We start from the raw sequence: 20,995 nt of genomic DNA on the forward strand, positions 1-20,995 counted from the left end.
CAAACTGCTCATTTGTAGCGCGTCGTTCCGGTTAGGTATACTAGAAGCATCATAGACGGAACGGAGACTTCATGAGCATGACGACGCAGCGGACAGTACTGGAAGAAGCGGAAGCATTTATCCGGATATGCGGCGATGAACTGGGCTGGGGCGCTGATCGTACGAACGATCGGCTGCTCGAGGTCCGGCGCCGGATCGCGGAGAGCGGAAGCTACGAGCATACGGAGGAGGAACTTCGGCTCGGAGCGCGGCTTGCCTGGCGCAACAGCAACCGGTGCATCGGGCGGCTGTTCTGGGAGACGCTCGAGGTTGTGGACGTTAGACAGCTCGAGACGGAGGAACAGATTGCCGAGGCGCTGCTCCGCCATATCGGGACCGCGACCAACGGCGGACGAATCCGACCGACAATCACGGTATTCCGGCAGGCGGGGCGACCCGGCCGGGAGATTCGGATCGAGAATTATCAGTTGATCCGTTATGCGGGTTACGAGACGGAGGAAGGGATTGTCGGCGACCCGGATTCGGTCGATTTTACGAAGCGATGCCTGGAGCTTGGCTGGCAGGGGGAACGGACGGCTTTCGACGTGCTGCCGCTCGTCGTGCGGATCGGGGATCGGACTCCCCGGTTATTCCCGATTCCCCGCGATCTTGTGCTGGAGGTTCCGCTCTCCCACCCGGAGCTGCCTGGACTTGCCGATCTGCAGTTGAAATGGTACGCCGTGCCGATCGTCTCCAACATGAGACTGGAGATCGGCGGCGTCTCGTACACTGCGGCTCCGTTTAACGGCTGGTATATGGGGACGGAGATCGGGGCGCGCAATCTGGCCGACGAGCGCCGGTACAACCTGCTTCCGGCGGTGGCGTCGCTGATGGGGCTCGATATGCGGCACGAGTCGTACTTGTGGCGGGACCGGGCTCTGGTGGAGCTGAACGTGGCCGTTCTGCATTCCTACAAGAAGCACGGAGTGATGATCGTCGATCATCATACGGCGGCGCAGCAGTTTACCCGGTTCGAGGAGCGGGAGAGCCGCTGCGGAAGAGGCGTAACGGGAGACTGGACATGGCTTATCCCTCCCATATCGCCTGCGACGACGCCGATTTTCCATAACCATTACGAGGACCGGACCGTGACTCCGAACTTCTTCCACCCGGACCGTGACGGCACGGCAACAGGCGATATCGGCGTTTGTCCGGTTAGCGGTACGCAAAGGGCATTCACTCCATGACGGAGCGAATGCCCTTGACGTTTTTACGCCGCTTTGCCGGCCAGCAGCTCCGGCACGGTTACGAACGTGTATCCTTTTTGTTTTAAATATTCGATCATTTGCGGCAGCACCTCGACGGTATTGTCCAGCTTGCCGTTTTTGCCTCCGAAGCTGTGCATTAAGATAATGCCTCCGGGCTTCGCATGCTCCTTGACGATCTCCATGATCTGCTCCGGCGGCGTGCCGGCCCAATCCTTCGTATCGACCGTCCAATGGATAAGCTCCTGTTTGGAGGCCGCTACCGTTTTCTTCACCTTCTCGTTGGTCGCACCGTACGGCGCACGGAACAGATCGGTTCCGCTTCCGAGCACTTTGCGGAGCGCTTCGTCGGTTTTGGCGATTTCTTCGGCGATTTGATCCGGGTTGCATTCGGTCAGTTTGGCATGATGATACGAATGATTGCCGATGGCGTGACCTTCTTTTTGAATCCGTTTCAGAACATCCCCGTACTTCGCAATCTGAATGCCAACGACGAAAAAGGTCGCCTTGACGTCGTGCTCCTTCAAAATATCCAATACTTGAGGCGTATACGTTTTGTCCGGACCGTCGTCGAAGGTGAGCGCGATCTGCTTCCCTTCCGGCTTCTTGACCGGACCGGTCGGCTTCCCGGCTTCATTTGGCTTCGCCGTTTCTTTCGGTGCTGCCGGTTTCGGTGTGCCGTTTTCCTTGCCCGGCTTCGCTGCTACGGAGCTGCCGGGCGCCGGCAAGCCGCTCTGTCCGTCGGTCATCGATGCGTTCTCTACCGGCGGAACCTGAGGGGGAGTCATCGGACTGTGCACTTCCTCGGCTACAGCGGTCTGCGGACTTTCGCCGCCAATCCATGCGGTTTTAATCGTATAACCGGCAAAAATCAGCAGCATGACAACACTAACGACCGTTAGTCTTAATCTTCTACGTCTTCTCATAAGCTGAATCCTTTCTCTTCTACCATGCTGGCTGCTTGCCGATCTATTTATTTGGTTGGAAACGATGCTGGATGATCAGGAACGAACTTCCGCAACAAGCGCGGACGCCGTACCATCATTAGGCTCCGTTTCGAAGTGTTTCATAACGGGTGAATCGGTTGCTTGGGGCGGCGCACCGCGGTTTGCGCCTACAAGAGTTATGCGTACGCTATTGCCGAACTCTCTTATCTTATTTGACGGTTGCGGCGACACGAAAGTTTAGATGTTTTCGGGTAAATTCTACATTTTTTTTAACGATGCAGAATGTGTCCGTTTGTTAAAGCAAATCGGGGTGTTCCGGCATCATTTCGGCTCCATAATGGGACAAGTTTCTGCTGTTCGTTCGGAATGGATTTATGTACCCAGCTGCTGTGTTTGAAATAAAATCCCTTCTTCTGGGCTTCCGGGCAGTAATTTCTTGTGACCCCGCGATTTCCCCCGTCTAGTTCCATGGAATGGAAAAAACGGTTCTGTCGGCAGTTGCGTCTCTTTGTCGTAAATGGTAAAAATGAGAGTAAGGAACTTAAAGTGCGAGTTCAAAAAGTCCGGTTTTCAGCACCGAGAAGATGGGATGAGCTAGGAAATGAGGAGCGGAGCGTAGTGACAGCTACGTGAGCACCGGAGGTTCCGGCTGAATTCCATATTCGATGTCGATCAGGCTTCCTGTATCTGCTTCGTGATCAAAAGTGGGCTTTTTGAACAACCTCTTAAGCCTATTAAAAGAAAATAAGAGGACTGCTATGAAACCACCTATTGCACGGAAAGCTGTTCTGGTTCTCGGCATGATGCTCTGCATCTCTTTGCCTGTAACGGAAAAAGCGCACGCCGGCGATACGTATTCGGCTCGGGTGACCGCGGATCATCTGAACGTTCGCTCCGAACCGGCGGCCAGTTCGAAGATCGTCAGCTCTTTGTCGAATGGTGCGGTTATCACCGTCTCGGACGAGGCCTACGGCTGGCTGAAGATCAAGGTGGGCCAGAAAACAGGCTGGGTAGCCGGACAATATGTGAAAAAGCTGAGCAACTCGACAGCAACTGCCGGCAGCACGGCGGCAAGTCCGGCCAAAACCGCAACGACGAACACCTCCAAAAGCGAAGCGACGCCGAAGTCGGCTGTCGGGAACGCCACCGCAAGCAAGCACGGAGTCGTCTCGGCGGACAAGCTGTGGATGCGCAGCGGACCGGGTACGAATAACGAGGCGACGGAGCTGCTGCAGAAAGGCGCGGCGCTGACGATCGTGAAGCGGGAGAACGGCTGGCTGCAGGTCCGTACGACCGCCAGCAAGACCGGATGGGTGTCCGGTCGTTATGTGGACGAGACCGGAGGCAGCGTAACAGCGCAGGCGGTACGGAAAACCGGCGGTCTTAGCGGGAAAGTGATCGTGCTCGATCCCGGGCACGGCGGCGATGATCCGGGTGTGATCGGCAACAAATATAAAACGATAGAGAAGACGATTAATTTGAGTACGGCCCAGTATGTTGCGGAGGAGCTGCGCCGCGCCGGGGCGAAGGTCGTCATGACCCGGACGAACGACAAGGAGCAGCCGGAGCTGTCCCAGCGGGCCGCGCTCGGCAGCAAGCAGCAGGCTGACGCCTTCGTCAGCATTCATTACAATGCGTCCCCCAAGAAAGTGTCGGGCACCTTGACGTTTTATTACTCCGAATCGAAAGACCGGCCTTTGGCCCGCAGTATCGAGGCGAGGCTCGGCCAAGGGGTTGGCATTAAAAGCAATGGGATCTCGTACGGCGACTACCACGTGCTGCGGGAAAACAAGCAGCCTTCGGTGCTGCTCGAGCTCGGCTTCCTGACAGATGCCGGCGACGAATCGGTCGTCCGTAAGGACGATTACCAGCGCAAGGCGGCGCGCGCGATCGCGGCCGGCCTGAACGATTATTTCGGCGGCTAACCCGATCGCGGCGCTTTTCTTGCGGGGAGCTGACCCGAAAGTGTTTGCAGGACCTGAGAACGCCCAACGTCCAAACGAAAGGACCTCAACTTCCACTGTAGCGTGGAGGCTGAGGTCCTTTTTCTGGAAGAAAGTCGGTTCTATGCGGGAGTCGAAATCCAAATCTCAATGGAACGATTTCCAGAACGCCCCGTTCGTATCGAGAATATCCGCTATTTCCGCATACGGGATCTTGAAGGTCGGGAAACCTGCGACATACGGCGCGATCTCGTAAGGCGGGAACAGGATGTGCAGCGCATCCCGGTTTACGAAAAACAGCTGATCGGGCTTCACTTCAACCTTGCTGTCCGGGAAGACGTAATCGTACTCCGGATTCGTCGCGATCTGCTTCTTCACGATTTCCGTCAGCCGTTGCGTGTAAGGCGCTCCGGGCTTGAACAAATCTTTCAGCGCATACATATCGCCGTTCGCCAGATTCAGGTGGACGTACACGCGGCTCGGCATCCCGTGGGCCGCTCCGAACGGATAGTTGTATCCGTACAGCTCGAGGACGAGCAGGTTTTTGTCGAAAAAGACAACCGCATAATCGCCGGTGTAGTTGTAGTCCAGTTGCTTGTCGGCCGGAACCGGCTTCACGGCGGACAGCTCCGCGAGCTTGCGGTTGACCTTCTTCTGGACAGCCGGATCGGCCATGCCTTCGATCTGCGGGTAGTAGACGAGGTAATCTTTGTTCGGCTTATACTTGACCTCCCGGACCTGGTAAGGTGGACGGAGCGGCAGCACGACCGGGGGGCGCCAGACGAGCTTGCCGCTGCGGTCGTAATACGACAGCCGCTGATCGATATTGGCGCTGATCAGCTTGCCGATGAACACCATCGTGCCGCTGCCCTCGAGCCGGGGCAGATGGGCGGCCGGCCTGCCGGTAGGGTCGATCCAGTACGTGTACCGGTCGTTGTACACGGAGGCGTACCCTTCGTGGAATTCGGTAATTTGGCCGAAATCAAAGCCGGTCAGCCGTTGTCCGCTGCCGCTGTCGGCAAGCGCGTATGTGGAGCCGAGATATGGCCGCTTCGGATCGAGCGCTTTGCCAGCCGCCGCCCGCTGCTCTCCGAGCAGCGAGATGTCGTTATATTCGGGCTGCATGATATACGCGCCGGTTGTATCGATCAGCCCGTACAAGTTGTTGTAATCCTCCGCGATATTAACGACGGCCCGGCCGTTCTGGAAAGGCAGAGCGATGCTGAAGCGGGGAGGGATCACGATTTTCCCCTTTTCGTCGATATACCCGTACTTGCCGTTTTCCGTCTGTTGGAACGACAGAAGCCCGTCGCCCGGACTGCCGACAAAAGCGTAGTTGTAGACGGCCAGACGTCTGCCGTCCGTTCCGATTAACGCATACTCGCCTTCCTTCACCTTCACGACCGCTCTGCCGTTTGCAAAGTCGGTCGCATCCAAGTATTGGGCGGGAATCGCTTCTTGTCCGGCCAGATTCAAATACCCGTAGCGGCTTAACCCGCCCGCATCCATCGTATAGAACACCGCTCTGCCGTCATGGTAAGCGCCGATATAGTCGTAAGTGTTCGGAGTCAGAATATGGCCGAGGTCGTCGATGACACGGAACCCTTTCTTGTCGATGACAATGGCGCGGCCTTCCGAGAACGGGGAAACGGATTCGTAAACCGGCTCTACGACAAACCGTCCCCGGGCATCGATGACGCCTTGTTTGCCGCCGGTCTCCACCACAGCGAGCCCGTTCTCCTGAAAGTCGTTCGCGTACTCGAACCGGGGAGGAAGGATTGTCTGCCCGCGTTCGTCGATATACCCCCACAGATTGCCCCCGATCGTCCTGACCGTGATCGGATACAGCGGGATCGTCCGGACGGCGGCGGCGGGCAGTCTCGTTTCGGCCTGTTCCGGCACCAGGACCGGGGCGTAACCGGAGCCGTATCCGGTGCCGGAGATCAGCGGCCGGGCCGGGCCCGGACCGAAGTCCATCAGACCGTATCCGGTCCATTCGTAGATCGCCAGCCGAGGGCCGTTCTCCGCATCGTGCCATCCGGCGACGATGTTCCACCGGTCAGGACGGGTGAGCGGAGCGGCGTAGAATACGTTAAGCTCATTGCCGTACCCTCTTAAGGCGGAGGCCGGAGCCCAATTCGTTCCGCTCCAGCGGTACACCATCACATACAAGTCGCCATTGCGCCTATACACGCCGATCCACTCGGGGACGCCGTCTCCGTCCAGATCTGCGTTCAGACCGGGCTCGGCCCGATTCGGACCGCCGGCCGTCACCCACCCGTCGTCCTCCCGTTTCTCCAAGGAGGCAGTCTCGTTAAGCTTGCCGGCTTCAGCCGGGAACCGATAGGACATGCTGGTCAAACTTCCTTTCCGATTGGATGTTTGCCTACAGCATATGGAGAATGGGCGGGATTGGTGAGTACCGGTCCGAAGGAGATCATCTGTCCCTCATTACGGAGAAGGCGGAGGGCGAGACGGCCGTCGCCCGCTTGAACATCCGGTAGAAATAGGAGGTGTCGTAATACCCGAGATAGTCGGCGATTTCAGTCACCGTAAAATCGCTGTTCAGCAGCAGATTGCGCGCCTCCGCGATGCGCAGCTGCTGCATATAGGCGACCGGCGTCTGGCCGGTCACCTCCTTGAACAGCGATATCGCGTAATTGGGGGAACGCTGGATAAGCTCGGCGAGTTCGCCTACATGAAGCGGCTCGCGGTAGTGTTCGCGGATATGCCGTTTCATTCGCTCGGCCAGCCTCCACTTCGTCGGGGAGATGCCCGCAGACCCGGATTCGCGGCTTGCGATGGCCGCGATCTCTTGAACAATTCCCGCAGCCGCGAACCGGTGCATCGGCTTCTCCTCCTGCATTTCGCGGTGCAGCGCCTCGAACCGCTTGGCCACGTAATCGATATCGCCAATTCTTTTTTTCGTAAAACAGCCGAGGTCGAACAGAGGAACGGTTCCGTGCGGAAACGAATGGTCGAACAGCGCCGAATACTTCCGGTGGGGGTGCGGCCCGTCATTTTCCGCGCTGCGGAACGTCCCTTTCGGGATGAAGACGAGATCGCCTTCTTCCGCCGTTATTAGAGTATGGTTGATGGTATACACGAGCCTGCCTTCTGTGACGAGGACGAGAATGTTGGATTCTACCGCGACCGGCGCCATACGCCAGTTGGGAATCCTGTCGTCGTAGTAGGCGGAATGGAGAGTGATCATCCGGGAAACACCCCTAACACGCCATCATTTGCCCTCATCGTAACACGATCCGCGCTGTCGTTGCCAATGTGATTTTGTACATAAAGCCGGAGTATTGTACATGGCTGGCGGCGATTCGGATTCGTTATAATGGGGGCAACCAAGCGTTGGAAGGAGCTGACGAAGGTGGAGCCACAAGCGGACAACCGCCCGAATATCGTATTCATCATGAGCGACGACCACGCCGCCCATGCGATAAGCTGTTACGGCAGCCGGATGAATCGTACACCGAACATCGACCGGATTGCGGACGAGGGGATGCGCCTCGATCAATGCTTCTGCACGAATTCGATCTGCGCCCCGAGCCGGGCTGCGATCCTTACAGGCGTCTACAATCATATCAACGGCGTGCGGACGTTGTCCGACCGGTTCGATGGCAGACAGCAAACGATGCCGAAGCTGCTGCAGGAGAACGGGTACCAGACCGCCATTGTCGGCAAATGGCATCTCGGACACGGCGGGGAAAGCGACCCGACCGGTTTTGATTATTGGGACATCTTGCCCGGTCAAGGTGATTATATCGATCCGGCCTTCATCCGCGGAGGAGAGAGGCGGGTCATCCGCGGGTACGCGACCGACATTATTACGGATTTGTCCATCGATTGGATCGGAAGACGCGACCCAGACCGGCCCTTTTTCCTGATGTGCCATCACAAAGCGCCGCACCGGCCGTGGATTCCGGACGCGAAGCACGCCAGCCTGTACGAGGATGTCGATATTCCCGAGCCGGAGACGTTTCACGACGACTACACGAACCGGGCGAGCGCAGCAGCGGTCGCGGAGATGCGGATCGACCGGGATCTGACCGCGCGGGATCTGAAGATGGAGCCGCCTGAGCATCTGACGGGAGCCGCGCTCAAAAGCTGGAAATACCAGAGATATATGAAAGACTACTTGAGATGCGTCGCTTCCGTCGACGACAATGTCGGCCGCCTGCTCGATTATCTCGATGCGGAAGGGCTGACCGACAACACGATCGTCGTGTACACGTCCGATCAAGGCTTCTTCCTCGGCGATCACGGCTGGTACGACAAGCGGTTCATGTATGAGGAATCGCTGCGCATGCCTTTTGTCATCCGTTACCCGCGCGGCATTCGGCCGGGGACCGTCGATGACCGGCATATGGTGCTGAATACGGATTTTGCCCCGACCTTCCTCGATTATGCCGGAATCGGAATACCTGCGGATATGCAGGGCGTCACTTTCCGGCCGGTATTGCAGGGAGAGAGCCCGGAGGGGTGGCGCACGTCGATGTACTACCGGTATTGGATGCATATGTCCGAGCATGCCGTCTATGCCCATTACGGCATCCGCACGGAACAATACAAGCTGATCTATTATTACGCCGACGCCCTCGGCACTACGGGCTCGGAGGATAACCCCCAGCCGCCGGAGTGGGAACTGTTCGATCTGAAGAAAGACCCGCACGAGATGATCAACGTTTACGACGATCCGGACTATGCTCGTGTCGTGGACATTTTGGAACAGGAACTGTACCGTCTCCAGGCGGAAGTACAGGACGAGAAGTACGAACCGAATCCGGCAAGGTGACCTGCCCGGATCAGGGACCAAACGGCTGACCTGATAGGAGAAGCAGTCAGCCTGTTTGGTCTACCGGGAATGGGAGACAGAGGTGGGATGCAGGCGCTGGAAGCGGAGCGTTTTTTCTAAAAGGTGAAATGAGAACGGTTTCAGAGGTCGTTGGGAGGTTATCACGTGCCTGTTCCGGCAGTACCGAATTCAGCGCTCCTCGTGAGAAAGGGGAAGCTGGAGATAAAGTTCGATGGGAGGTGGTCATCGCCGTGTTTATTTGAATGCGTTTACATGTAGCAAGGGGTACAGTCTGTTCATTCGCAGTGCAACAGTTCAAAGGTTTTATGATCAATGATGAGGGGGAGTTAGACGATGAGAAGACGGAAGGCGTTTGTGCTCGGACTGATCCTGGCGGCAGCACTGGCCGGCTGCGGCAAAGAAACGGCTTTACCGGACGCCAAGACTGCGGCCCAGCCCGTGAACGAGCCTGTAACTTTGAAAATTTACGATTACCAGGCCGGCATTAACGACCGCGAGCTGCAGGCGTATATCGTCAAGCCCATCCAGGCCAAATTCCCGCATATTTCGTTCGAGCTGCTGACGGCCAAATCCCCGGAGGACCTGGCCGCGTCAGGTGTCGTTCCGGATCTGGTCGCTACGAGCAATGTGTACGTGAAGTATATGCTGGATCTCGGGTTCGGCGAAGATATGCAGTCTATGGTGAAGGCGAGCGGATTGAATCTGAACCGGATCGAGCCTGAAGCGCTGAATGAGCTGAACAAGTTCGGAACGAAGGGAGAGCTGTTCGGCCTGCCCCTCTCGATGAATTACGGGGTCATGCTGTATAACAAAGAAATATTCGACAAGCTCGGCGTCCCTTATCCGAAGGACGAGATGACCTGGAGCCAGACGCTGGAGCTGGCCAAGCGGGTAACCCGGACGGAAGGCGGAATCCGCTATGTAGGCGTATCGATGGGAGCGCCGCAAGGACTGTTGCGGCAATATTCGCTGCCAGTCGTGGACGAGAAGTTGGAGAGGTCGGCGGTTACGTCCGAAGGCTTCAAGACGATCTTTACTTCCTTGAGGCAGCTGTACGATATGAACGGATATTTGGGACCGAACAAGGAATTCAACTACGGATTTAACGAATTCGCCAAAGACCAGACGCTGGCGATGAATCCGAACTGGATCGCGGCGACGACTGACACTTTGGCGCAGATGGAGAAGGAGGGCCGGTCGTTCAAGTGGGATATGGTCTCGCATCCGGCCTTCGACGACCGTCCGAAGCTGGGACGCCAGATCGACTTTCACCTGTTCATGGTGCCGCCCGCATCCAAAAACAAAAATGCCGCCTATGAAGTGATCCGTACGCTGCTGTCGGACGAGGCGCAGGTGGCGATGAATAAAGCCGGACGTCTGACGGTGCTGAAGGATACGGCGATGAAACAAAACTATGCGGCCGACTTGAACGTGTATGAAAGGAAAAATTTGGCCGGCATTTTCAAAGTGTCCCCGGCTCCGGCCCCGATGAGCACGAACTACGATACGAAAATTTATTCGTTCCTCCAAGAGTCCAACAAAGAGATGGCGCAAAACAATATGGACGTCAATACGGCGCTTCGGCTCGCGGACGAGAAAGCGAACAAGCATATTCAGGAGATGAAGCAGCAGGGCAAGTAGCGGGAGGGGGTCTCCCGATTGCCCGAGCGTTTTTGGATGCCTATTTGGCCTGCCTCCGGCCGCTCTCCCTCCCATTTTCCGATTGAAAATAAAGGAAATAACGGAGATAATAGATGGACAATGAGGAACCGCTGCGGAAACTTGTGCCGCGCGCCGATGTGGAGGGGGAGAAACCGGTTGCTGCCGAAAGCTTTGTTGGTGGATATGGACGATACGATCCTTGCATATGAGCAGGGAATCGATCTGGATAGTTGCTGGGTAAGCGTGTGCGGGAAATATTTGAACGGGGAGAACGGCCCGGACGTAGGTACGATCGTCGCCGCCATCAAAAAGCAAGCGCATTGGTATTGGAGCGATGCCGAGCGCCATAGGGTGGGAAGGCTGGATCTGACGATGGCGAGAACCGAAATTATCGGAACCGCGATGGAGCAGCTCGGTATCGGGGATCGTTCGCTGGCGGGGCTGATTGCGTCCGATTACGGAGTCGAGCGGGACGAGAAGGTGTCTGTATTTCCGGGTGCTATCGATACGATTCATTACCTCAAAAGCTTGGGCATTCCGCTCGCCCTGCTGACGAACGGCGCAGCCGCTCCGCAGCGGTCCAAGATCGACCGGTTCGGGCTTGCTCCGCTGTTCGATCATATTCTGATCGAAGGGGAGTTCGGCAGCGGCAAGCCGGACAGCCGCGTGTACGAGCACGCCCTGAAGCTGCTGGGAGCCGAGCCGGAGGAAGTGTGGATGATCGGCGATAATTACCAATGGGAAGTGGTTGCGCCCCAGCGGCTCGGCATCCGATCGGTCTGGATCAATCATAAGGGCCAAGACCCGTTGTCGATGCACGAGATTCAGCCGTTTCGGACGATCCGTACGTTCAGCGAGCTCGTACCTGTGATGGAGGAGCTGCGCGGACGCGAGCAGTCGGTTGAAGACAGGATGGATTAGAGACGTTTGTTGGAAAAAAGTTTGCGGTGGGACGAGCCACTACGGCGTCGTCGCTTCCCGCCGCGCCAAAAAAGTCCCCGTCCGGGGTGCCTGGTGCACCTCCGCGGGGACTTTTCGTGTACAACGGCCGCAGCTGGATAAGGGAACGCGGGATACGTCGTCTACCGCAGCATTCACCTATTCCTGATGCCGGTCCGCATAGACGGCCATCGCATCGCGCATAAATACGGCGAGTCCTTCTCCGAACTGGTCGATGTTGCGGGTGAACCGTTCATCGTCCACGTACATTTGGCCGAGCCCTCTGAACGCCTCGGGCGAGTATTGACCCATCCGGTTCAGGAAGTCGTACCATTCCTTGATGGCGGCTTGCGACTCGTCGGATTCGGGCGAATTGCCGCGAAGCGCCGCTAGCTTCGTGTAGATGGCGTTCATCGCCTCGCCCCAGGCGGCCTGCTCGTCTTTGGACAAACTTCCGACTTTGGCGTTCGCCTTGTCTACGGCTTCGTCTCCCCACCGTTTGCGGGCTTCTTTCTCGTACGGATTGTGACTGAAGTCGAAGCCTTCGAATTTCTCTTTGTTGGACATTTGGATTTCTCCTCTCGTATGCTGAATCGTTTTCGTAATGGTGGCAATCATCTTGTCGAGCTGGCGGCGTTTCCCCAGCAGCATCTTCCGATGCAGCTCCAGCGCTTCCTGACGGTCGAAGGAAGGACTGCTCATAATCTCTTTGATTTGTTTGAGCGGGAAGCCAAGCTCTTTAAAAAATAAAATTTGCTGCAGCGTCTCCAGATTACCGTCGGAGTACAAGCGGTATCCGGCCTCGGTGACTTCCTCAGGGGTTAGCAGCCCGATTTCATCGTAATGATGAAGCGTCCTTACACTGATGCCGGCCAGCTCCGCCACTTCGCTTATTTTGAGCGGAATCGCGATGACCTCCTTTCAACATTTACTCTAAAGTATAACGTAACGTGAGAGTCAATAAGAAATTTGCAAGGGATACGAAATAGAATTTTTCAGCTCCGTATCGTATGATTAGAGAATCAAAGCCGAGTACGGAGTGGAGGATAAGAACTATGGATTCGCGGAAAGAGACGCATTCAAAACGATCCGGACTTATGTCGCGCAAATTTGGGCTGTTTCTGCTCGCCATCGTCCTCGTGGCGGCTTGTGCGGTTGTGTTCGTGAACGGGCAGCGGGCCGGCCAGTCTCCGGCAGCGGAGTCCGAGGCGCCGCCAATGCCGGTACAGCCGCCTCCCCCGGAAGTCGTAAAGTTCGGCATGACCGATCTGGACCGTGGGTGGATGCGTTATTCGGACGGTTCTATCAAAGTAACCGAGGACGGGGGGAGCCAGTGGCGGCTGGTTGCGGACAGTCCAACAGGAGCAGGCGGCGCCGGCGCCGGCGCTGTTCCGGGGGTGTCGGCGGGTGGTGCGGCAACCGGGGCAAACGGTGCAGCGGCGAACCCGGGGACAATCGCCACGACACCGGGCGCAACACCGGGTACAGCCCCAGGCGTAACGCCGAGCACAACACCAGGCACAGCCTCGGGCGTAACGCCAGGCGCGACACCAGGCACAGCCTCGGGCGTAACGCCAGGCGCGACACCAGGCACAGCCTCGGGCGTAACGCCAGGCGCGACACCAAGCACAACGCCAGGCGCAGCGCCAGCTTCCCCGAACGGCACTGCCGGACCATCGGCCGTTCTGTTCGATTGGAGCACAGTGCCGGAGGGAGAGCCCAAACCCGCGGCCGTTACGGTCGGGATGAAGTCGTATGCGGTCAAGCAATCCCAGTTCGTAACCGACCGGGTCGGCTGGGTGCTGCCCGTGCAGCCGGCGGACCCGGCTTCACCGCTGCTGGTGACGACCGACGGAGGGACGAGCTGGCAGGCGGAAGTAACGCCGCAAGTTAAAGAAGCTCTGGAGGAAGAGAAGTCGCGGCTGCAGCGAATCGGCCGGGAAGCGGCATTGTATGCCACGCCGGAGCAAGCGAAGCAGACGATGGGGACCGAGTGGGTCATCCTGCCGGAGCAGGCTTCGCCGGGAGATGTCGTGCTTGTCCGGTACAACAAGCCGGGGCAGGTGGAATGGAACGGCAAGACGTACACGCTTCAACCATTCGGTGCAGGTTACTTCACGTATATCCCGATTCCGCTGTCGGTGAAGGCCGGCTCGTATCCGATCGGGGACAAACAGCTTACGATTCAAGCGAAAAAGTTCGACACCCAATATTTGCAAGTGACACAGCAGATGGAGAGCATGAAGCAGGACACGCAGCGCATCCAGGCCGATCAGAAAAAGATTAACGAGGCGCGGAGCAAATCCGAGCCCGAGTTTTTGTTCGATTCCGCCTTCATCCAGCCCGTCGAAGGCCGGCTGACCACGCCTTACGGACATACGCGTTATGTCAACGGCAAATACGACAGTTCCCATCTGGCGATCGATCTGGCGGCGAAGGAAGGAACGCCGGTCAAGGCGACGAACGACGGTGTCGTCGTATTGGCGGAGATGTTGTATTTAACCGGCAATGCGATTTATTTGGATCACGGCATGGGTTTGTTTTCGCAATATGCACACATGTCCGAGCTAAAGGTGAAGGCCGGGGACCGGGTGAAAAAAGGCGACATCATCGGGCTTGTCGGTACGACCGGATTTTCAACGGGGCCGCACCTGCATTTTACGTTCTGGGTGCATAATGTGCAGGCCAACCCGAATCTGTTTTTTAACAAGCTGCCTTTTCAGTGGTAGAGGGGCAATCCAGCGACCCACCTAACATCGGTTATTTGTCAGGCTGCTGAAGTTCACATGGTTGATCATGAAGCGCCGATGGAACAAATTATGTCGGAACTTGCAGCGAAAAGACCGTTCGAAGCCATCTCACCAGGCTGAAACGGTCTTTTAACGTTCCGGAAAAGCGGCTAATACTTCGTTCGGCCGTTTTCCCTTGTGGCTGAATTGCGGGTGCAGTTGGAATTATGAAGCGGGCGAAGGCGGGACCAGTCAGGGAAGGGCTGCGGACACGTACACGAAGGGATTCACAAAAGTCTGCAGCAAGTCGGACTCTCCCGGGGAGCTCAAGCAGAGGGAGCGGAAATCATGAAAAATGCGAGTCGAAAGGTGAAGAGAAACGGGGGAGCTGATGCCTAGTGCAACGCTACGTAAAAATCCCAACACTTGTACGAGCGGATTTTACCGAAGCGGCGAGTTTGCGCAGACGGGGAGGGTGGATGTACTAGTCGGCATATAGAGGCTGTCGATTCATGGAGTAGAAGTGATAGCAGGGCGTTCCAAGTGAAAAGTTACCTTCTTCTGCTCAGACAGGTTGTCCGGAATCCCTTGATGAATAAGGATGGTAAGGTAGGGGATTCCAGACAAAACTCGCCAGAAGGTAATCTTTTCCCTTTCCACTTGGTTGTCCACATTGAATCGACAGCCTTATATAACAGGCGAGCGATGGTCGTTTGGCAAAGAATACGGTTCAACCTTGTTTTGCTCCCTGCAAATGAAGATAGAGGAAACTTTACTTCCGCTAATTCATTGATCAAACTCTTTTATGGTCGTTAGCGGAAGTTTTATTTCCTCTATACGGAGGATTTCTCTGTATTTCAAGTAAATTTCCATAAATAACGGAAATAATAGTTCCGCTATCCACCTTTCTGGACGGTTTCAGGCACAGTAGCGGAAGTCTTTCTTCCGCTAATCGCTTCACCCTGCAAGAAACAACCCCTTGCTATCCTCATTCAGCGTGTAGGCGTAAATTCATTCGCCGCTGGATCCGGACACCGATCTCTGCTGCCCATACGCTGGTAGATTTATCCGTTGGTCTAATTTCGGGGTCTGGCACTAGTCGGATTTGGTATACTACATCCTATCTACAACCCAACTATTATTATATTTAAATTTATAACATCCTATCTACGTCCCGAACAAAATAAAATAAACAATCAAATATAACATTTATACAATTTCTTGTTTGTTTCAGGCAAAAAAACGTCCAAAACCCTCTTTACAGGATGTGGGAGACGAAATATAATGAGTTTCAAGGTCGGATCTTCAAACGTCCTAAGTTGTCTGCAAATAGTTAATTCATTAATGAAGGATGTAGATAGGGCCTAATATAAGCGGTCAGGAGGTAATTTTCTTTTTTCTTGCGGCATGCAATTTCGAGCGTGATGTGGAGTAGCACTACCGTTATGAGTTAGGCCTACGGAGACAGGCAATATGAAATGCGGATTATGAAACAAGTCCGAAAATGAAAGCGTTGTCAATAAAAGGGGGTCAAGCGATGTTTCGCAAGCCGATTTACACGTGCACGATGTTCGCTCTTGCCGCGAGTATGATCGCCGGATGCGGAGAAACGAAACCGGAGACCGTAAACGTTCCCGGGCAGAACGTGCCCCAAGCGGATGCGGCGGTTGCAACAGCTGAACCGGCTACGCTGAAGATTATGTATTTCGCCACGTTAATTACGCAGGAAGCGGTCGATCAGTTTATCGGCGAACCCGTAAAGAAGAAATATCCCCATATTACGATCGAATATGTGAACACGGGAGGAGGGGTCAGCTTCCAGAAGATGATCGAGCAAGGAACGCCCCCGGATCTCGTCATAACCGACTATCCGAACTTATCCGCCGTTACGGACTATGCGTATCCGCTCGACTTGAATCCTTACCTGGAGACATACAAAGTGAATCTGAATCGGCTGGACGCATCGCCTGTTCAAGGCATCCGGAACGTCGGACCCAAAGGCGAAATATTCGGTCTGCCGTGGTACGTCGATAAATTCATGCTATTTTACAACAAGGACTTGTTCGACAAATTCGCGGTTGCGTATCCGACCGATCAGATGACTTACGAAGACCTGGTGAATGTATCCAGACGGCTTACACGTAAGGAAGATCAAGTTCAATACGAAGGCGTCCGCTGGGGCAATTTGCATACGGTCGGGATGCAGTGGGGCATTCCGATCATTAACAAGCAGACGGGAAAGGCCGATTTTCAAAACGATTTATGGAAGCGGGCACTTGGTGTAGTGAAGGATATTCACGAAACGGGAATTACGAATTTGCCCAACGAGGCGTTTTATAAGGAAAAGCGGATGGCGATGCTCACCCAGTGGCTGAATCCGTTGCTCGGTTTAGCCGAAAGCGTGGAGAAGAGCGGGCAGACGCTGAACTGGGATATGGCTTCCATTCCGCAGCATCGGGAAGCGCCCGGCATATCCGGTGCAGCTAAGCCGATTTATTTGCTAGTGTCCCAGAGCAGCAAATACAAGGAGCAAGCGTTCCAGGCCGTATCGTACATATCGACCTCGGAAGAAGTGCAGTTGCTGCTTTCGCAGTATGGCAAAATAACCGCCCTGAATTCAGAGGCGATCCGAAAGCAGTTCGGCACGAAGTATGAGCTCGTCAAAGGCAAAAATATTGAGGCGATTTTCAAACATCAAACGGCTCCTCTGCCATACAGCACGAATTACGAAAAATTGGCCAGCCCCGAGCTGAATATCGCGGGAACGGATGTCGCTTCGGGGGCCAAGGATGTCAATACCGCCCTGCGGGAAGCGGAAGAGCGGGCCAATAAAAAAATCGAAGCACAGCTGAAATAACTAAAAGTGCGTGATCAAAAGTGGACTTTTTGAACAACCTCTAAAAACTTACATGGGAGAGTGATCCGCATGGAAGGGAATCGGGTTGGATGGGAAAACGGGACCATCAGCCGCAGGAAGATGCTGGCGACGATCGGGGTGGCTGCGGCGGGCGCCATCGCCGCATCGGGCAGCACGGTCGGATTCGCCAAGAAAGCCGCCGGTGCGAGCTGCGCCATGTGCGTAGACAGTCTGGCCGACCTGACAGCTATAGACGAGTCGGAGCTGCAGGACGGACAGTGCTTCCGCTTGAAAGGCTACCGGGCGGGTACGCCGCATGGGGGCGGCGCTTATGTCTGGGATGCTTCGCTTAGCAAAAGTCTCCATAACGGCGGAACTGTCGTCGATCCAAACCGGCCGCTGCCCGCGGACTGGACGAATGACGGACAAGTGGCGAATTGGTTCCTTGCGGACACAACCGGCCAAGGCTGTTATAGGAGAGTGGGAGATATGGCTATAACGCCCGAGATGTTTGGCGCCGATCCGGGCGGTGTCATCCCGAGCCAGCGTCAAATCACCCAATGTGCGGCTGTTCACGGCGGCGTTCAACTGTCGGCGAAAGCAACTTATTTGTGCACGGGCAACATCTATCTCACCAAAGGCAACCGTGTCACGGGATACGGCCGAAGCACGAATCTTCGTTTTACGTCGGGCGGGGTCGTCCTGAGCGGAGCGGAGTCCAAGGAGTTCAGCCTCGATAACTTCCTGATCACGACAGCCGGGAGCGGCCAGATCGCACTCGATATTATCGATGCCAGCGTTAATACGGCGCCTACGCGCTGGTCCCTAAGCAATCTCTTTTTATACAGCGAGACCGTCGGGCAAGGGACCGGATGCCGCATACGCGGTGGATGGATCGCGTCCGTATTCAATCTGATCGCACAGCGTTTCGCTGTAGGTGTGGATATCGTAAGAAGCGACTCGCCCCCGCATGTCGGCTTTAACGGCATTTCGTTCGTCGGAGGGGAGCTGCAAGGAAACGGAGTCGGATTCAGATCCCGTTCTCCGCTTGGAGTCAACTTCTTCGGCACGGCCATCGAAGGGAATAGCCAGTTCGGCGCCCGTCTCGAAAACGGAACGCGTCAAGTAAACTTTGACGGTGTTTATTTCGAATCGAACGGCACGGCCAACGCGAACAATGGAGCCGACGTTGCGGTCGATGTGGACGATCCGCTGGCTACGATTTACGGGATCGCTGTGAGAGGAAGTATTTTTTTACGGGGATCATCCGGCTGCAAGCGGGCGATTGTCGTCAACAAAGCGATCGGGCTGTACATCGATCCGGCATGTTCCTTCCACGGATATGAAAATGCGCTTGTGCTGAATGAGATCGTTGCCAACGGGGTGAGGGGCGGGATGTTCGATGGGAGGTCGCTGCTCAGTGTAACGGGTCAGCCTGTTATCAACAATACGCAGCAGTACGGCAACCCGACAAGCCGCTCGTTCTCGCTCGGCCATGTAGCTGCCGGCCCGGATGTCGCTACTGACGGGTGGCTCGGGTTCGTCGCCTTCGGGACCGGGATAGCTAACCGGGGAGCCGTTGACGTAATAGTCAATGCTGAACAAGCGGGCAGCGCATCATTTCGCCTTGCCGCCATCGATACGGCGACGAATGCGCCTCTGGGAACGGATAACGTGTTTCATGCCAGCTTGACGGCGGGAATCAATAAAGTTCATGTCACCTATAATTTCGAGAGCGGGGGACTCAAAGGCAAAAACGCCGCCTTCCGATTGACCCGGCAAGGCGATTCGCCGACAGATACGAATGCGGGCAGCATCGCTTTGATCGAATGTATCGTCCACTATTACGGCTGACCGTTCCGTCTGTCAGATCCGCCTTTTCCGTTTTGCCACCTTGGACGAATGCGTCTGTTGACTTTGAATCCTGAACGATACACAATGAAAGAAGTGAAGTTCCGGCGATTGGACAGGAGTGTAGAAACCGTTGCATAAAGAGGAGAAAACGAGCCGCAAAACATTTCATTCCCGGCTGAACCGAATGGTGGAGAAATTGGAGAGGGATATTGCCGAAGGCGTGTACAGCGTAGGCGATCTGCTTCCTTCCGAAACCGCACTGGCGGAGCTGTTCAAGATGGGACCGCGTTCCGTCCGCAAAGGCATCGATCTTCTGGTGGAACGGGGCGTGGTCGTCAAGGAAAGGCGGGTCGGCGCGAAAGTCGTCCAAGCTCCCGAACTGGAGCAGGTGACACTGGTGATCGCCTGTTATGCGACGGTTGTCCACGATTTTGCGCTGGAGCCGTTGATCGCAGACTTTCAGGCCTTGCACCCGTCGATACGCGTGAAAACGATTCTGGTCAATACGGACCACTACCACATGTTCACCCAGATGCTGGACAGCGGCGTGATCGACGCGGTGACGCTGAATCAGGATACGTTCCAGGATTTTGCGGTGCGTGACAAACTGTCCTTGCTGGAGCCGCTTCCGGACCGTCTTCCGGGCGTGTACCGCTTTCTGACAGATGTGTTTTCCGTCGGAGGCCGGCGCTACGTGCAGCCTGTGATCTTTTCTCCTCTTATATTATGCTACAACAAAGTGCATTTTCGCGAGAATGGACTTCTGGAGCCGGACAGCACCTGGACGTGGAGCGATATGATCAAAAATGCGAGGCAACTCACCCGAAGCGATTCGTACGGCCTGTATTTCGATCCGCTGTCCATCAATATTTGGCCTGCCCTGCTCCTGCAGAGCGGCGTGAAATTTGAGCGCGATGCCAACGGACGTTTCGAGATCGACCTGGACGGGAAGTTTATGGAGTGCATGCGGTTTTACCGGGAGATCGTCTCGGACCCGTCGATGTTCCCGCCATTCTGGAACGACCGGGAGATCGATTATATCCGGATGGTTAGAGAAGGGCGCATTTCGATGACGCTCGTCGGTTACAGCACCTTAACGAGGCTGGGAGGAAGCGGTCTCGATTACGATATCTCGCCGCTGCCGTTTATCCGTCATCCGCTGACTAATGCGGTCTCGATCGGAGTCGGCGTCAACGAACAGTCCAGACATAAGGAAGCGGTCCGCACGTTTATGGAGTATTTGAGATCGCCAAGAGCTCAAAGGCTGATCAGCACCCATTCTCTGAGCATCCCGGTTCATAAGGAAGTCGCCGACGAAATCCGGCCGGATGACGGCCTGCGTCCTTCCCGCTACAATTTGTTTAAAGAAATTATGCCGTCATTCCGCGTTCAACAAGATCTGAATCTGGCCAACTGGCAACTGCGAAAAATATCCGGACCGCTCCAGCTTTATTTGACCGGGCAGATCGGCGAGACGGCTTTATGCGAACGGCTTGAACGTGCGCTTTTCTAGAAAGAGCTGGCCCCGCCCCCTCGAGATGAGGGGGTTTTTGTTTGTCTGAACGTTCGTTATCGAATCGGAATCGTTATAGAAAGGCGAATGGCTGTCTGGCTATGTCGCGGTCTTCTCTCTCAGAGCAACGGCCGTTCAGGAGCGATCCGGAGCTGTTAAACGCTCCAGCGTGCTTAAATAGTCGAACGCGTGCTCGTTCGAATTGCCGCACATGTCTTCCGAGGGCCGCAATCTTACACATACGGCAGGACGTTCGGGCTTCCCGAACAGGCCGCACTTGTTATCGCTTGTAAGCTGGACGCACCGGACACCGGCGGGTTTGCCTTCCGGCATTCCGGGGATAGCGGACGAGATCGACACGACGATACAGCAAGCGGCGCATCCGATCCGGCATTCCATCAAGCATCCCTCCTCCAAGGCTCTTGTACGGGTCCATAAGACAAGTATACCACAGGCGATGAGCCCGGAAGTGCAGACGCTAC

14 protein-coding genes are annotated in these 20,995 nt (G+C 55.7%); 9 read left to right on the forward strand and 5 right to left on the reverse strand.

What is annotated here, in order from left to right; all coding sequences use genetic code 11:
- Positions 1–77: 77 nt before the first annotated feature.
- Positions 78–1,226, forward strand: a complete 1,149-nt coding sequence (locus AC3Y2E_RS12010; protein WP_379210753.1) for a nitric oxide synthase oxygenase — start codon at positions 78–80, stop codon at positions 1,224–1,226.
- Between the two features lie 23 nt (positions 1,227–1,249).
- Here AC3Y2E_RS12010 and AC3Y2E_RS12015 read toward each other — a convergent pair whose 3' ends face one another.
- Positions 1,250–2,170 (reverse strand): polysaccharide deacetylase family protein, encoded by a 921-nt coding sequence (locus AC3Y2E_RS12015; protein ID WP_379210453.1) that lies wholly within the window; start codon positions 2,168–2,170, stop codon positions 1,250–1,252.
- 779 nt (positions 2,171–2,949) lie between these two features.
- Here AC3Y2E_RS12015 and AC3Y2E_RS12020 point away from each other — a divergent pair.
- Entirely contained in the window at positions 2,950–4,116 is a 1,167-nt protein-coding gene (locus tag AC3Y2E_RS12020; RefSeq protein ID WP_379210455.1) for an N-acetylmuramoyl-L-alanine amidase family protein, read from the forward strand.
- A 165-nt stretch (positions 4,117–4,281) separates the two neighbouring features.
- On the opposite strand, the gene AC3Y2E_RS12025 is transcribed toward AC3Y2E_RS12020, so the two are convergent.
- Together AC3Y2E_RS12025 and AC3Y2E_RS12030 are read right to left on the reverse strand one after the other, a co-directional pair.
- On the reverse strand, positions 4,282–6,486 hold the full coding sequence (locus AC3Y2E_RS12025; protein WP_379210457.1) for a WG repeat-containing protein: 2,205 nt from the start codon (positions 6,484–6,486) through the stop codon (positions 4,282–4,284).
- A gap of 85 nt (positions 6,487–6,571) precedes the next feature.
- On the reverse strand, positions 6,572–7,348 hold the full coding sequence (locus AC3Y2E_RS12030) for a helix-turn-helix transcriptional regulator (RefSeq protein ID WP_379210459.1): 777 nt from the start codon (positions 7,346–7,348) through the stop codon (positions 6,572–6,574).
- Positions 7,349–7,513: 165 nt separating this feature from the next.
- On the opposite strand from AC3Y2E_RS12030, the gene AC3Y2E_RS12035 reads away from it, so the two are divergent.
- The 3 genes from AC3Y2E_RS12035 to AC3Y2E_RS12045 all read left to right on the forward strand — a co-directional run bounded on the left by AC3Y2E_RS12035 (position 7,514) and on the right by AC3Y2E_RS12045 (position 11,542).
- Entirely contained in the window at positions 7,514–8,938 is a 1,425-nt protein-coding gene (locus tag AC3Y2E_RS12035) for a sulfatase family protein (protein WP_379210461.1), read from the forward strand.
- 354 nt (positions 8,939–9,292) lie between these two features.
- Complete coding sequence (locus tag AC3Y2E_RS12040) at positions 9,293–10,600, forward strand: ABC transporter substrate-binding protein (RefSeq protein ID WP_379210463.1); 1,308 nt, start codon at positions 9,293–9,295, stop codon at positions 10,598–10,600.
- 177 nt (positions 10,601–10,777) lie between these two features.
- Positions 10,778–11,542: an HAD family hydrolase gene (locus AC3Y2E_RS12045; protein WP_379210465.1), complete on the forward strand. Its 765-nt coding sequence runs from the start codon at positions 10,778–10,780 to the stop codon at positions 11,540–11,542.
- Positions 11,543–11,719: 177 nt separating this feature from the next.
- Here the strand turns inward: AC3Y2E_RS12045 and AC3Y2E_RS12050 are convergent, their stop codons facing one another.
- Entirely contained in the window at positions 11,720–12,466 is a 747-nt protein-coding gene (locus AC3Y2E_RS12050) for a MerR family transcriptional regulator (RefSeq protein WP_379210755.1), read from the reverse strand.
- A gap of 149 nt (positions 12,467–12,615) precedes the next feature.
- On the opposite strand from AC3Y2E_RS12050, the gene AC3Y2E_RS12055 reads away from it, so the two are divergent.
- The 4 genes from AC3Y2E_RS12055 (at position 12,616) to AC3Y2E_RS12070 (ending at position 20,513) form a co-directional block, all read left to right on the forward strand.
- Positions 12,616–14,289: a peptidoglycan DD-metalloendopeptidase family protein gene (locus tag AC3Y2E_RS12055; protein ID WP_379210468.1), complete on the forward strand. Its 1,674-nt coding sequence runs from the start codon at positions 12,616–12,618 to the stop codon at positions 14,287–14,289.
- Between the two features lie 1,537 nt (positions 14,290–15,826).
- On the forward strand, positions 15,827–17,146 hold the full coding sequence (locus AC3Y2E_RS12060; protein ID WP_379210470.1) for an ABC transporter substrate-binding protein: 1,320 nt from the start codon (positions 15,827–15,829) through the stop codon (positions 17,144–17,146).
- Positions 17,147–17,215: 69 nt separating this feature from the next.
- On the forward strand, positions 17,216–19,000 hold the full coding sequence (locus AC3Y2E_RS12065; RefSeq protein WP_379210472.1) for a putative phage tail protein: 1,785 nt from the start codon (positions 17,216–17,218) through the stop codon (positions 18,998–19,000).
- A gap of 130 nt (positions 19,001–19,130) precedes the next feature.
- Positions 19,131–20,513 (forward strand): extracellular solute-binding protein, encoded by a 1,383-nt coding sequence (locus AC3Y2E_RS12070; RefSeq protein WP_379210474.1) that lies wholly within the window; start codon positions 19,131–19,133, stop codon positions 20,511–20,513.
- Between the two features lie 135 nt (positions 20,514–20,648).
- Here the strand turns inward: AC3Y2E_RS12070 and AC3Y2E_RS12075 are convergent, their stop codons facing one another.
- Entirely contained in the window at positions 20,649–20,912 is a 264-nt protein-coding gene (locus tag AC3Y2E_RS12075; protein ID WP_379210477.1) for a YkgJ family cysteine cluster protein, read from the reverse strand.
- Positions 20,913–20,995: the final 83 nt, after the last annotated feature.

The sequence above is a fragment of the Paenibacillus sp. MAH-35 genome (genome assembly GCF_058135425.1).

Bases quoted from the DNA above. Each gene is read 5' to 3' on its own strand.
- AC3Y2E_RS12010 (WP_379210753.1), top strand. From the start codon at position 78: ATGACGACGCAGCGGACAGTACTGGAAGAAGCGGAAGCATTTATCCGG.
- AC3Y2E_RS12015 (WP_379210453.1), bottom strand. From the start codon at position 2,170: ATGAGAAGACGTAGAAGATTAAGACTAACGGTCGTTAGTGTTGTCATG.
- AC3Y2E_RS12020 (WP_379210455.1), top strand. From the start codon at position 2,950: ATGAAACCACCTATTGCACGGAAAGCTGTTCTGGTTCTCGGCATGATG.
- AC3Y2E_RS12025 (WP_379210457.1), bottom strand. From the start codon at position 6,486: ATGTCCTATCGGTTCCCGGCTGAAGCCGGCAAGCTTAACGAGACTGCC.
- AC3Y2E_RS12030 (WP_379210459.1), bottom strand. From the start codon at position 7,348: ATGATCACTCTCCATTCCGCCTACTACGACGACAGGATTCCCAACTGG.
- AC3Y2E_RS12040 (WP_379210463.1), top strand. From the start codon at position 9,293: ATGAGAAGACGGAAGGCGTTTGTGCTCGGACTGATCCTGGCGGCAGCA.
- AC3Y2E_RS12055 (WP_379210468.1), top strand. From the start codon at position 12,616: ATGGATTCGCGGAAAGAGACGCATTCAAAACGATCCGGACTTATGTCG.
- AC3Y2E_RS12060 (WP_379210470.1), top strand. From the start codon at position 15,827: ATGTTTCGCAAGCCGATTTACACGTGCACGATGTTCGCTCTTGCCGCG.
- AC3Y2E_RS12065 (WP_379210472.1), top strand. From the start codon at position 17,216: ATGGAAGGGAATCGGGTTGGATGGGAAAACGGGACCATCAGCCGCAGG.
- AC3Y2E_RS12075 (WP_379210477.1), bottom strand. From the start codon at position 20,912: ATGGAATGCCGGATCGGATGCGCCGCTTGCTGTATCGTCGTGTCGATC.